We start from the raw sequence: 11,747 nt of genomic DNA, 5'->3' as shown, positions 1-11,747 counted from the left end.
CTGAGACGACGCAGCCGGCCGGCACGCCCCCGAGGGGCGCGCCGGCCGGCTGTCTCGCCTGCGGACCGTGCCGCAGGTCGCGCGTCGCCGGCGCGCTACTCCAGGTGCGCCTCGTCGGCGTCGGCGCCGGGCCGCGGGACGACCAGCGGCCGCAGCCGCACCCAGATCAGGAACCCGGCGGAGACGACGATCAGCGCCACCCCGGTCCACAGGTTCAGGTTGAACCCGGCGTCCATCTCGAGGTCGGCGTCGGACGCCGTCAGACCCATGATGAAGATGACGACGCCGTAGATCCCGAGCAGGACGCCCACGATCGTGCGGATGTCGAAGGCGCGGACCGCGCGGGCGTCCTGCGCGTCGGCGCTCTGCCTGATGCTCTCGGACGGGGACTTCTCGTCAGACGACATGGTGGCCTCCGATCAGTGGAAGATGATGTTCAGGGCGACGACGAGCACGAGCGAGATCCCGGCGAGCCGGGTCGGGCGCCGGTACCAGGGCAGCAGGTGCTCGTCCGGGTCGACGCGGTCCTCGCGCGGCGTCAGGGAGTACACGAGACCGCGCAGCTCCTTCTCCGGCTTGGGTTGGGTCGCGAACGTGACGAGCACGCTCACCACGATGTCGACGACGAACGCGGCGCCCGCGGCGACGAAGCTCGCCCCCTGCCCGGAGAGCGGGATGGCGCCGATGCTCAGCGGGCCGAGCGCGTCCTCGCTCAGCACGGCCACGAGGACCGCGCCGATGGTGCCGCTCGCGAGGCCCGCCCAGCCGGCCGTCGACGTCATCCGCTTCCAGAACATGCCGAGGATGAACGTGGCGAACAGCGGGGCGTTGAAGAACCCGAAGAGCGTCTGCAGGTAGTCCATGAGGTTGGAGTACCCGGAGGCGAGGAGCGCGGTGAAGATGGCCACGACCGTCGCCACGACGGTCGCGACGCGGCCGACGGACGTGTAGTAGTTGTCCGGCTTGTCCTTGCGGACGTACTGCTGCCAGATGTCGTAGCTGAACACGGTGTTGAACGCGGAGATGTTCGCGGCCATGCCGGCCATGAACGACGCGAGCAGGCCGGCGATCGCGATGCCGAGCATGCCGTTGGGCAGCAGGTCGCGGATGAGCAGGAGGATCGCGTCGTTGTAGGTGACCGACCCGTCGCCCTGCCCTTCCTTGAGCTGGGTGATCTGCGGGACGAGGACGCTCGCGATGATGCCGGGGATCACGATGATGAACGGGATGAACATCTTCGGGAACGAGCCGATGATCGGGGCGCTGCGGGCTGCGGACATCGAGTTGGACGCCATCGCGCGCTGGACCTCGACGAAGTTCGTGGTCCAGTACCCGAAGGACAGGACGAACCCGAGGCCCATCACGATGCCGATCACGGACCACACCGGCGAGTCGAACCCGGTGAGCGCCTCGCCGGGCCACGACGAGAGCATCGTGTCGCCGGCGGGACCGGCCTCGACCTGGTCGACGAGCCCACCGATGCCGCCGACGCGGTGCAGGCCGGCGATCGTCAGGGGCGTCAGCGCCGCGACGATGACGAAGAACTGCAGGACCTCGTTGTAGATCGCCGCGGACAGGCCGCCCAGGGCGGTGTAGGTGAGGACGACGGCGCCCGCCGCGATCAGCGAGACCCACAGCGGCCAGCCGAGCAGGGCATTGACGATCGTGGCGAGCAGGTAGAGGTTCACGCCCGCGATGAGGAGCTGGGCGACGGCGAAGCTGATCGCGTTGGTCAGGTGCGCACCCGTACCGAACCGCCGTCGCATGAACTCGGGGACGGACCGGACCTTCGACCCGTAGTAGAACGGCATCATCACGACGCCGAGGAACAGCATCGCGGGGACGGCGCCGATCCAGTAGTAGTGCATGGTCGCCATGCCGATCTGGGCGCCGTTGGCCGACATGCCCATGATCTCGACGGCGCCGAGGTTGGCGGAGATGAACGCCAGCCCCGTCACCCAGGCGGGCAGCGACCGCCCCGACAGGAAGAAGTCGAGGCTCGTCGAGACCTGGCGCCGGGCGAGGAGCCCGATCCCGAGGACGAAGACGAAGTAGAGGGCGACGAGCCCGTAGTCGACGGCACTGGCGTCCAGCTTGAGGACGTCGTCGGCTCCATGCAGGATCACGGAGAGTCCTTTCGTGCGGCGGAGGCATTTGCTTGCTGGGGGCGACCTCGCCCCTCCGCCGCACGACGTTAGACCCTCGTACGGAACTCGCGAACCGAGCGTTCAGGTGCTGAACGCCGGGTCGTGTCGCTCACGCCGCCGCGAAGACGTGCCGCGGGGCCCTGCGCAGCGGGAACCACATGCGGGCGCGCAGCTTGTTGCCGCGGGTGAGCGTGCTGAACGGGACGGGGGTGCGGCCGGCGTCGCGGACGGTCTGCTCGAGGTAGTCGCGCAGCTCCCAGACGTCGACGGGGTCCGAGGGCCCCGTCGTGCCCAGGGTGGCGTCGAGACGCTCGGGCGTGTACCCGAGGTCGGCGGCGACCTCGGCCGCCGTCAGGCCGGTGAGCTCGAAGTTCGCGCGCAGCTCGCTGCGGGTCCGGGCGAGCTCTTGGGTGGTGAGTGACATGCTCTTCCTTCGGGGATGTGCGGTGGGTCAGGCGATCGAGCCGGCGGCCGGGGGGACGCTGGCGTCGAGTGCTGCGAGCGTGGAGGCGTCGAGGACGATGTCGCCGGCGGCGACGTTCTCCTCGAGGTGGCCGACGGACGTCGTGCCCGGGATGAGCAGGGTGCGCGGGGAGCGGTGCAGGAGCCAGGCGAGGCCGACCTGCGACGGCGTGACGCCGAGCGCCTGCGCGGCGGTGCGGACCTCCGGGACGTCGACGACCTTCGGCATCCCGGGGAAGGCGCTGCCGAGCGGGAAGAACGGGACCCAGGCGATGCCCTCGGCCTCGCAGAGCTCGAGCAGCTCCTCGTCGTCGCGGGCGACCAGGCTGTAGGGGTTCTGCACGCACGCGACGCCGGCCGGGAGGGCGCGGCGCAGGGTCTCGAGCGTGACGCTGCTGAGGCCGAACGCGCCGACGAGGCCCTCGTCGCGCATCGCGGTCATGGCGGCGAGCTGGTCGTCGAGGTCGACGATCTGGTCGTCGGGCACGGGGATGCTGACGCGACCCTCCATGCGGCGCAGGTTCACCACCGGGATCTGGTCGACCCCGAGGCTGCGCAGGTTGTCCTCGACGCTCGCGCGCAGCTCCGCCGGCTTCTGGGCGGGACGCATGGGGGCGGGACCGCCGGAGTGCGGGTCGGCGCCGATCTTCGAGACGATCGTGACGCCGTCCTCGGGGCGCAGCGCCTCGCGCAGGAGCCCGTTGGAGAGCCCGTCGCCGTAGAACTGGGCGGTGTCGACGTGGTCGATGCCGAGCTCGACCGCGCGCCGCAGGAGGCTGACGGCCGCGTCGCGGTCGCCGCGGAGGCGCTCGAGCTGCATGGCGCCGTAGCCGACGCGGGCGACGGCGTGGTCGCCGAGGGGCGCGGAGCCGCCCGGGCGGGGGGCGTTCGAGCTGCTGGACGTGGTGGTGGTGGACATCGTCGAACCTCGGTCCGTGTGAGACGATAGAGAAAAGCGGAGGTTACTCCGCTTCAATCACGATAGCACTACCGGAGGGTCCTCCGCTATGGGAACGCCCAGTTCCGTCCGCCCGCTGCGGGCCGACGCGCAGCGCAACCGGGACCGGCTGCTCGCCGTCGCCCGCGCCGCCTTCGCCCGCGCCGACGACTCCGTCCCGCTCGAGGGGATCGCCCGGGAGGCGGGCGTCGGTATCGGGACCCTCTACCGGCACTTCCCGACGCGCGAGGCGCTCGTCGAGGCCGTCTACGCCGCCGAGCTCGACGACCTCGTCGCGGACGCCGCCCAGCTTCTCGAGGAGCTCGACCCCGAGGAGGCGATGCGCGCGTGGATGCGCCGGTACGCCGGGTTCGCCGCCGCCAAGCGCGGGATGATCGACACCCTCCGCGCCGGGTGGGCGTCGGGCCGGATCACGACGTCCGCCACGCGCGCCCGCATGACGAGCGCGGTCGGCGCGATCCTCGCGGCGGGGGCGAGCGCCGGCGTCCTGCGCGACGACGTCGACCCCGGCGACGTGATCACGATGGTGCTCGGCGTCTTTGTCGCCGTGGGCGGCGACGGGGCAGGGGGCAGCGCGGCGGGGCGCGGCGCGGAGAGCGCCGCGCGGACGGCGCGGCTGCTCGACCTCATCGTCGACGCGGTGCGGGCGCCGCGCGGCTGACGGGTCGCCGCGCGCACCTCAGGAGCGGCGTCGGGCCAGCAGGAGCGTGATCCCCAGCAGGAGGAGCGCGGCCGACGCGACCGCGGCCGGGACCGTCGCCGCCGAGCCCGTGGCGGCGAGCCCGCCGGTGTCGGCGGGGCCCGTCACGCCGTCGGCGGCGAGGTTCGGGCCGTCGGCGGCCGCCGCGAACGACGCCGTCGCGGCGGGGAGCGCGGTGGCGGTCGCGACGGTGGTCGGCGTCTCGGTCGGCTCGGTGCTCGGCGTCGGCTCCGCGGTCGCGGACGCCGTGGGCGTGGGCGCCGGCGTGGGTTCCGTCGGCGTGGGCTCGGTGGGCGTCGGCGTCGGCGTGGGTTCCGTCGGGGTGGGCGTCGGCGTGGGCTCCGGGTCCGGTTCCGTCAGCGTGAAGGCCGGGACGACGACGTCGTCGCAGCCGACGGTGACGCTCGCCTGCGCCGGCTCGACCGTCGCGTCGGAGCCGGCGGCCGGCTCGAGCGTGACGACGTACTCGCCGGGCGCGACGTCGTCGAACGCGTACGCGCCGTCGTCGGCGGCCGTGGTGCGGACCGCGGCGCCGGCCGCCGGTGTGAGGACGACGGCCGCGCCGCCCGCGCCGGGGCCCGTGGCCGTGCCCCGGACGGCCCGGGGCACCGTCACGTCGAGGTCCGGGGCGGTGACCTCCGCCAGGTCCAGCACGCCGAGGTCCCGGGGCGTGCTCGCGGCGCCCGCGGGCAGCGTGCCCGGGTCCACCCGCACCGTGTAGCCGACGCCGCGCGCGAGGGGGCCGAAGGCGTAGGAGCCGTCGTCGCCTACGGCCGCCGTGGCGACGACGGCCCCGTCGGCGGAGAGCAGCTCGACCGACGGCGGGTCCTCGAGCGGGCAGGCCGGCGCCACGGCGCCGGTGATCGTGCCGCGCAGCGTGGCGAACCAGGTCTGGTACGCGGGGAGCCCTTGCTTCTGCGTCGACGTGATGGTCAGCGACGTCAGCGGCACCGTGGGGACGAAGAACGCCGCGGCGCCCTGGGTGTCGCACCGGGTCGCGTCGATGGTGGGGCACAGCGGGTCCTCGACGGTGACCGACGTCGCCGCGGGCACGACCGTGGGCGTCGCGTAGGGCGCGGCCTGCCCGGAGCAGCTCGACGAGCGGGGCGAGGCGGCGCAGTAGCTGTACGGCGGCCCGAAACCGAGGTCGGCGGCGGCGACCGGGAGCCCGTCGGCGCCGAGCGCGCTGACGACCAGCCGCTCCGCGTCGACGTCGCCGAGGTTGACGCCCCACGTCCCGACGGGGGTCGGGGTCGCGAACGTGTAGGTGGTCGTCGAGGGCGACGTCGGGTTGTCCGCGTACGGGCGCAGGCTCAGGTACGGCTGGTCCCGGCTCGGGCCGAACGTGCCCGCGAACGGGGTGCCCAGCGGGAGCCACACCGTGGAGCCGGAGACGACCGGCGGGCTCGGGGGTGTCCGCGAGTCGCTGGCCAGGGTGACGGCCGGGAACCCGGTCGCCAGGTCGACGGTGCCCGCGTAGCTGTGGTTGGTGCCGGTGAAGGTCCACGAGGCGTAGTCGGTGTCCGTCGCCGCGACCGCGCCGAGCGGTCCGAGGATCCCGATCGAGCCGACCGACACGGTGCCGGCCAGCGCCACGGCCAGCGCGGCGACGAGCCCGCGGCGCGCTCGAGGCCGTTGCCGCACCGCCGACCGCTGACCAGTCATGAGGGCTCCTGACGCGTCGGTCCGCCCGCCCCAGGGCCCGGTCCTGTTGTACTGCCCCGCGAGCCGGTGCGCACCCGGGGGCGGACCGTGCGGTCAGCCCCGTGCGGCAACCATCCCCTCCAGCGCGCTGCGCACCGTCGCCGTCGGGCGGCCCAGCAGGTCGGTCAGCGTGGGGTCGACGACGTCGAACTCCCCGCGTCGCGACGCCCGGAACAACCCGAGCGTGAACTCGGCCGCCCTCTGCGGCATGCCCTTCGCGACCGCCGCGGCCGTCCACTCGTCGTCGGGGAGGACGACGCGGGTGATCGTCCGCCCGGTGAGGTCGGACAGCTCGCGGGCGACGTCCGCGAGGTCGAGCGTCTCGGTGGCGGTCAGCGGCGGGGTGATGCCGTCCAGCGTCCCCTCGGTGGTGAGCGCGGTGACGGCGGCCTCGGCGAGGTCGGCGTGCGCGGTCCAGGAGACGGGGCCGTCGGCCGGCAGCGCGAGGGTGCCGGACTCGAGCGCGTCGCCGACGTAGTAGCCGAGCGTGCTCGCGTAGAACCCGTTGCGCAGCGACGTGAAGGGCACGCCGGCCCCGCGCAGGTGCTCCTCGGTCGCGGCGTGGACGGGCTGGGGGTCGAACAGCGAGTCCGGCGACGCGGCCTGGTGGCTCGTGTAGAGCACGCGACCTGCCCCCGCGGCGCGGGCCGCGTCGACGGCGGCGCGGTTCGCGGCCACGGCCGCGTCCCCGGTCATGCTCGCGGAGACGACGAGCACCTGGTCGGCCCCCGCGAAGGCGTGCTCGAGAGTGGCGGGGTCGGTGAAGTCGCCCGTGCGGACGCGCACGCCGCGGACGGCGAGTCCGGCGGCCTTGTCCGCGTCGCGGACGCTGACGCCGATCTCGGCGGCCGGGAGCCGCGCGAGCAGCTGGTCGACGATCTGGGATCCGAGGTTCCCGGTGGCACCGGTGACGACGATCATGGGGCACTCCTGACTATCGATGAAATCATCGATACGTTATCAGCGATATGCGCTTGATAACAAGTCGCTGCTATCGTTGATCCATGAGCGATGCGGACGTCACCGGGACGCGGGCCGGCGTGCGTGCCCAGATCGTGGAGGCCGCGGCGCGGCTCCTGCGCGAGCACGGCGCAGCCGCCGTCACGACCCGCGGCGTGGCACAGGCCGCGCGGGTCCAGGCGCCCACGATCTACCGGCTGTTCGGTGACAAGGACGGACTGCTCGACGCCGTCGCCGAGCACGTCATGGCGACGCACGTCGCCGCGAAGGCCGCGAGCGTCGCCGCGACGGGCGGCGCGCCCCAGGACCTGCTCGCGGACCTGCGCGAGGCGTGGCAGGTCAACCAGGACTTCGGGCTCGCCAACCCGGAGCTCTACGTGCTCCTCAACGCCCCGGGACGCGCCCGCCCGTCGCCGGCGACCGAGGCCGGCATCGACGTGCTGCGCGCGCGGGTGCGCCGGCTCGCCGCCGCCGGGATGCTGCGCGTGGGCGAGCGCCGTGCCCTCGAGATGATCCACGCCGCGGGGTCCGGCGTCGTCCTCACGCTGCTCGGGCAGCCGCCCGGGGACCGCGACCTCGCGCTCGCCGACGCGATGTTCGACGCCGTGGCCCGGGCGGTCCTCGTCGACGTGCCGCAGGCGCCTGGGGAGCACGACGGCGACGCGGTCACCTCCGCCGCGGTCGCCCTCGGGGCCGTCGTGCCCCGGCTACCCGGGCTGACCGGCGCCGAGCGCGGGCTGATGGCGGAGTGGGTCGACCGTGCCGTGACCGGTCTCCAGGACGCCGGTCCGCGCCCCTGAGACCCGCTCGCGCGAGGCGCGCGCCGGCCGCACGTCGCGCGGCGACAGGTGGATCCCCGCGACCATGCAGCGCACCGACCCGCCCGCGAGCTCGATCGTCGGGATGTCCAGGGCGAGGATCGGCGTCGTGCGCTCGATCGCCCGGCGCTGCGGCGCGGTGAGGCTCGCGGCGGCCCGCGTCGACATGACGAGCACGCGCCCGCGCCGCCCGCGCACCTCGATGGCGTTCCCGGCGAACTCGCGCACCTGCCGCTCGTCGAGGGCGACGACGCGCCGCCCGGACGCGCGCAGCCGCTCGGCCACGAGGCGCCGCTGCGCGGGCGCGGTGATCAGGTCGAGGCCCACGAGGGCGACGTCCGTGGCGATGCACATCAGCACGTTCGTGTGGTAGATCGGCGTCCCGTCGCCGTCGGCCGCGTCCACGACGAGCGGCTCGTACCCGAACTGCGAGCAGAAGCGGAAGAGCGCGTCGGGGTTGGCCCGGTGCGAGCGCGCCGTGTACGCGACGCGGTCGAGGTGGTCGAGGACCATCGCGCCCGTGCCCTCGAGGAAGACGTCGTCGTGCTCGAGGGGGGAGTAGTCCACGACCTCCTGGACGCGGTAGGTCCGGGCGAGCAGGTCGACGACGTCGGCCCGCCGCTCCGTGCGCCGGCTGGGGGAGTACATCGGGTACAGCGCGACCCGCCCGCCCGCGTGCGTGGAGAACCAGTTGTTGGGGAACACGGCGTCGGGCCGGTGGTCGTCGGTGTCCTCGAAGACGTGCACGCGCACGCCGGTCGCGCGCAGCGCGTCGGCGACCCCGGTCGCCTCCGCGTACGCGTCGGCGGCGAGGGCGGCGGCGTCGCGCGTCGGGTCGGTCGACTGGAAGGCGTTGTCCGTCGTCGTGGCCGGGTTCGGGGAGAACCGGTGCGGTCGGACCAGGACGACGGCGGACGGCGCCTGGGCCGAGGGCGGCGTCCTCACACCGTGACCATCGCCGGCGCGAGGAGCGAGAAGAGGTCCTTCGGGTCCGCGGGCTCCGCCACGAGGTCGATCTCGGAGACGTACCCCGTGCCGCGGGTCGCCTCGTAGGCGTGGCACAGCGCGGAGAAGTCGGCGATCGCGAAGCCCACGGAGTCGAAGAGCGTGATGTCGCCCTCCGAGGTGCGCCCCGGTGCGGCTCCGGTCAGGACCGTCCACAGCTCGGTGACCGGGAAGTCGGCGGGTCGTTGCTGGATCTCGCCCTCGATGCGGGTCTGCGGCTCGTGCTCGACGAACACGCGGGCGCGGTCGAGGATCGTGGCCTCGAGCTCGGTCTTGCCCGGGCAGTCGCCGCCGATCGCGTTGAGGTGCACGCCCGGGCGCACCATCGCGTCGGTGAGCACGGCGGCGTTCGTCTTGTCCGCGGTGCAGGTCGTCACGACGTCCGCCCCCTCGACGGCCTCGGCGCCGCTCGCGCACACGGCGACGTCGAACCCGAGCGGCGCGAGGTTCGCCCGGAGCTTCGCCATGGCCCGCGGGTCGGTGTCCCACACGCGCAGGGTGGAGATGCCGAGCGTCGCGCGGAACGCGAGCGCCTGGAACTCCGCCTGGGAGCCCGCGCCGACCATCGCCATCGTCGTGCAGTCGCGCCGGGCGAGCGCCGTCGCCGCGAGGGCCGACGTCGCGGCGGTGCGCAGGGCGGTCAGCAGCGTCATCTCGGCGAGGAACCGCGGGTAGCCGGAGGCGACGTCCGCGAGCACCCCGAAGGCGGTGACGGTCTGCAGCCCGCGCGCCGGGTTGTCCGGGTGGCCGTTGACGTACTTGAACCCGTAGGTGCTGCGGTCGGCCGTCGGCATGAGCTCGATGACACCGACGGCGCTGTGGCTGGCCACGCGCGGTCGCTTGTCGAACTCGGGCCAGCGGCGGAAGTCGGCGCGCAGGCGCGCCACCAGGTCGGCCAGGACGTGCTCGACCCCGGTCTCGGAGACCCACCGCGCCATGCCTGTCACATCGAGAAAAGCCACCATGTCGCCCACCTCCGCGCTCGCACCGGAACCGCCGTGGCTCGAGGCTAGGCCTGGGCGATATGCACGGACAATGCGCAGAAAGTACTACCGCAGCGGAAGCAGTGCGCACACGGTGGTGCCTCGGCGTACGGTGTGCGCATGGCCGACCTGGACGACCTCGACCGCCGCCTGCTCGCCGCGCTGCGCGCCGACGCGCGCGAGCCGGTCGCGAGCCTCGCGCGCCGGCTGGGCGTGACGCGCGCGACGGTCAACGCCCGCATGGACCGGATGGTCGCGAGCGGCGTCATCGCCGGCTTCTCCGTGCGCGTGCGCGAGGGACAGGAGCCGGACACCCTGCGCGCGATCGCGTTCGTCGAGGTGCGCGGCCGGGACACCGACGACGTCATCCGCACCCTGCGCGGGGTGCCCGGGATCCAGTCGATGCACACGACCAACGGCGGGTGGGACCTGGTCGTCGAGCTGCGCACCGACTCCCTCGCGAGCTTCGACCGGCTGCTGGCGACGATCCGCCGCACGGAGGGCGTGGTCAACAGCGAGACGAGCATCCTGCTGACGTCCGTCCTCGGGTGACGCGCCGCACTACCCTGGCCGGATGAGCGGCGTCGTGCACACGGACTACTCCGGGGACGGGCTCGACGAGAGCGCCCTCGCCGCCACCCCGCTCGAGCAGGTGGCCCGCTGGCTCGCCGAGGCGGAGGCCCGCCAGGCGGAGCGCGGCGACGTGCCCGAGCCGCGCGCGCTGTCGGTGGCCACGGTCGACCGCGCCGGGCGGCCGAACGTCCGCACCGTCCTGCTGCGCTTCCTCGACGGACGCGGCCCCGGGTTCGTCACGGACCTCGGCTCGGCGAAGAGCGTGGAGATCTCCGCGACGGGCGGCGTCGCGGCGTCGCTGACCTGGCCGTCGATGTACCGATCCGTGCGCTTCCGCGGGACGGCGACGGCCCTGGGCCGCGACGAGGTCGCCGACTACTTCGTCGCGCGGCCGTGGGGCTCGCGGATCAGCGCCTGGGCGTCGCACCAGTCGCGGCCCGTGCGCGGGCGCGCCGAGCTCGAGGCGGCCTACGCCGGCGCCGCCGCGCGCTTCCCGGACACCGGTTCGCCCGACGACGTCCCGGTCCCGGACGGGTGGGGCGGCTGGCGCGTCGCGTGCGACGAGGTCGAGCTGTGGGCCGGCCGCCGCGACCGGCTGCACGACCGGCTCGTGCTCGCGCGCGTGGGGCCCGGCGGGCTGGACGACGCGGCGGCGTGGGCGGTGCACCGGCGTCAGCCCTGACGCAGCGCCCGCCGTCCGGGTCACCTACCGTCGTCGCGTGCCCACCGTCCTCGAGCCGTCGTTCCTCGCCGCCGCCGGGACGTCGTCGTCCACCGCGCCGTTCCTCGCCGCCGCCGGGACGTCGTCGTCCACCGCGCCGTTCCTCACGGTGCTCGCCGGGCTCGGCTTCGGGCTCGGGCTGATCGTCGCGATCGGCGCGCAGAACGCGTACGTGCTGCGCCAGGGCCTGCGCGGGGAGCATGTCGGGATGGTGGTGGCGATCTGCGCGGCGTCCGACCTCGTGCTCATCGCGGTGGGCGCCGCGGGCGCCGGCGCCGTGGTCGCCGCCCACGAGACGGTGCTGGTCGTGGTGACGGTGCTGGGCGCCGGGGTGCTGCTCACCTACGGGGTGCTCTCGGCGCGCCGGGCCGTGCGTCCCGGTTCGCTGGAGGCGAGCACCGACGGTGCCGCCGTGCCCGCCGCCGCGGTCGCGACCACGACCCTCGCCCTGACCTGGCTCAACCCCCACGTCTACCTCGACACCGTCGTCCTGCTCGGGTCCGTGTCCGCGACGCACGGCGACGGGCGCTGGTGGTTCGCGGCGGGCGCCGCGCTGGGCAGCGTGCTGTGGTTCTCGGTGCTCGGCTTCGGCGCCGCAGCCCTGCGGCCGGTGTTCGCGCGGCCGGCCGCCTGGCGGGTGCTCGACGCCGCGATCGCCGTGATCATGGGGCTGCTCGCGGTGACGCTGCTGCTCGGTCTGCGCGGCTGAGCGACGC

General features: G+C 74.2%; 13 protein-coding genes. 5 read left to right on the top strand and 8 right to left on the bottom strand.

The features are described from left to right. Positions 1-95: 95 nt before the first annotated feature. The 4 genes from EDF32_RS08955 to EDF32_RS08940 all read right to left on the bottom strand — a co-directional run bounded on the left by EDF32_RS08955 (position 96) and on the right by EDF32_RS08940 (position 3,528). The gene (locus tag EDF32_RS08955; protein WP_123308194.1) at positions 96-407 is read right to left on the bottom strand and encodes a hypothetical protein; all 312 of its coding nucleotides are present in this window, start codon (positions 405-407) and stop codon (positions 96-98) included. A 12-nt stretch (positions 408-419) separates the two neighbouring features. Next, a complete protein-coding gene (locus EDF32_RS08950) occupies positions 420-2,126 on the bottom strand; it encodes a sodium:solute symporter family protein (protein WP_233565824.1) in 1,707 nt (568 codons plus the stop codon). Between the two features lie 130 nt (positions 2,127-2,256). After that, complete coding sequence (locus EDF32_RS08945) at positions 2,257-2,571, bottom strand: DUF2316 family protein (protein ID WP_123308193.1); 315 nt, start codon at positions 2,569-2,571, stop codon at positions 2,257-2,259. A gap of 27 nt (positions 2,572-2,598) precedes the next feature. Further along, positions 2,599-3,528, bottom strand: a complete 930-nt coding sequence (locus EDF32_RS08940) for an aldo/keto reductase (protein WP_123308192.1) — start codon at positions 3,526-3,528, stop codon at positions 2,599-2,601. An 88-nt stretch (positions 3,529-3,616) separates the two neighbouring features. Between EDF32_RS08940 and EDF32_RS08935 the strand changes: the two genes are divergently transcribed. Next, a complete protein-coding gene (locus EDF32_RS08935; protein ID WP_123308191.1) occupies positions 3,617-4,228 on the top strand; it encodes a TetR/AcrR family transcriptional regulator in 612 nt (203 codons plus the stop codon). 18 nt (positions 4,229-4,246) lie between these two features. On the opposite strand, the gene EDF32_RS14695 is transcribed toward EDF32_RS08935, so the two are convergent. Then, positions 4,247-5,932 (bottom strand): hypothetical protein, encoded by a 1,686-nt coding sequence (locus tag EDF32_RS14695; protein ID WP_199734878.1) that lies wholly within the window; start codon positions 5,930-5,932, stop codon positions 4,247-4,249. Between the two features lie 93 nt (positions 5,933-6,025). Then, positions 6,026-6,892 (bottom strand): NAD(P)H-binding protein, encoded by an 867-nt coding sequence (locus tag EDF32_RS08925; RefSeq protein WP_123308189.1) that lies wholly within the window; start codon positions 6,890-6,892, stop codon positions 6,026-6,028. Positions 6,893-6,975: 83 nt separating this feature from the next. Here EDF32_RS08925 and EDF32_RS08920 point away from each other — a divergent pair, with 83 nt between their 5' ends. Beyond that, the gene (locus EDF32_RS08920) at positions 6,976-7,731 is read left to right on the top strand and encodes a TetR/AcrR family transcriptional regulator (RefSeq protein ID WP_123308188.1); all 756 of its coding nucleotides are present in this window, start codon (positions 6,976-6,978) and stop codon (positions 7,729-7,731) included. On the opposite strand, the gene ctlX is transcribed toward EDF32_RS08920, so the two are convergent. Further along, positions 7,639-8,694 carry a citrulline utilization hydrolase CtlX gene (ctlX, locus tag EDF32_RS08915; RefSeq protein ID WP_123308187.1) on the bottom strand — a complete coding sequence of 352 codons (1,056 nt, stop codon included), beginning with the start codon at positions 8,692-8,694 and terminating at the stop codon, positions 7,639-7,641. The genes EDF32_RS08920 and ctlX overlap by 93 nt on opposite strands. Beyond that, a complete protein-coding gene (locus EDF32_RS08910; protein WP_123308186.1) occupies positions 8,691-9,719 on the bottom strand; it encodes an ornithine cyclodeaminase in 1,029 nt (342 codons plus the stop codon). The genes ctlX and EDF32_RS08910 overlap by 4 nt, the downstream gene beginning before the upstream one ends. 138 nt (positions 9,720-9,857) lie before the next feature. On the opposite strand from EDF32_RS08910, the gene EDF32_RS08905 reads away from it, so the two are divergent. The 3 genes from EDF32_RS08905 (at position 9,858) to EDF32_RS08895 (ending at position 11,740) form a co-directional block, all read left to right on the top strand. After that, positions 9,858-10,289 carry an Lrp/AsnC family transcriptional regulator gene (locus EDF32_RS08905; RefSeq protein WP_123308185.1) on the top strand — a complete coding sequence of 144 codons (432 nt, stop codon included), beginning with the start codon at positions 9,858-9,860 and terminating at the stop codon, positions 10,287-10,289. 22 nt (positions 10,290-10,311) lie between these two features. Then, complete coding sequence (locus EDF32_RS08900) at positions 10,312-10,992, top strand: pyridoxal 5'-phosphate synthase (RefSeq protein ID WP_123308184.1); 681 nt, start codon at positions 10,312-10,314, stop codon at positions 10,990-10,992. A gap of 148 nt (positions 10,993-11,140) precedes the next feature. Next, positions 11,141-11,740 carry a LysE/ArgO family amino acid transporter gene (locus EDF32_RS08895; RefSeq protein ID WP_123308400.1) on the top strand — a complete coding sequence of 200 codons (600 nt, stop codon included), beginning with the start codon at positions 11,141-11,143 and terminating at the stop codon, positions 11,738-11,740. Positions 11,741-11,747 lie beyond the last annotated feature (7 nt).

The organism is Cellulomonas sp. PhB143, from assembly GCF_003752595.1.
Taxonomy (GTDB): Bacteria; Actinomycetota; Actinomycetes; order Actinomycetales; family Cellulomonadaceae; genus Paraoerskovia.
Note: the sequence above shows the minus strand (reverse complement) of the source record. Positions and strands in the feature narration are given on the sequence as shown.

Coding starts and splice junctions, on each gene's coding strand:
- EDF32_RS14695 (WP_199734878.1), bottom strand. CDS start 5,932: ATGACTGGTCAGCGGTCGGCGGTGCGGCAACGGCCTCGAGCGCGCCGC.
- EDF32_RS08905 (WP_123308185.1), top strand. CDS start 9,858: ATGGCCGACCTGGACGACCTCGACCGCCGCCTGCTCGCCGCGCTGCGC.
- EDF32_RS08940 (WP_123308192.1), bottom strand. CDS start 3,528: ATGTCCACCACCACCACGTCCAGCAGCTCGAACGCCCCCCGCCCGGGC.
- EDF32_RS08925 (WP_123308189.1), bottom strand. CDS start 6,892: ATGATCGTCGTCACCGGTGCCACCGGGAACCTCGGATCCCAGATCGTC.
- EDF32_RS08955 (WP_123308194.1), bottom strand. CDS start 407: ATGTCGTCTGACGAGAAGTCCCCGTCCGAGAGCATCAGGCAGAGCGCC.
- EDF32_RS08945 (WP_123308193.1), bottom strand. CDS start 2,571: ATGTCACTCACCACCCAAGAGCTCGCCCGGACCCGCAGCGAGCTGCGC.
- EDF32_RS08910 (WP_123308186.1), bottom strand. CDS start 9,719: ATGGTGGCTTTTCTCGATGTGACAGGCATGGCGCGGTGGGTCTCCGAG.
- EDF32_RS08900 (WP_123308184.1), top strand. CDS start 10,312: ATGAGCGGCGTCGTGCACACGGACTACTCCGGGGACGGGCTCGACGAG.
- EDF32_RS08935 (WP_123308191.1), top strand. CDS start 3,617: ATGGGAACGCCCAGTTCCGTCCGCCCGCTGCGGGCCGACGCGCAGCGC.
- EDF32_RS08920 (WP_123308188.1), top strand. CDS start 6,976: ATGAGCGATGCGGACGTCACCGGGACGCGGGCCGGCGTGCGTGCCCAG.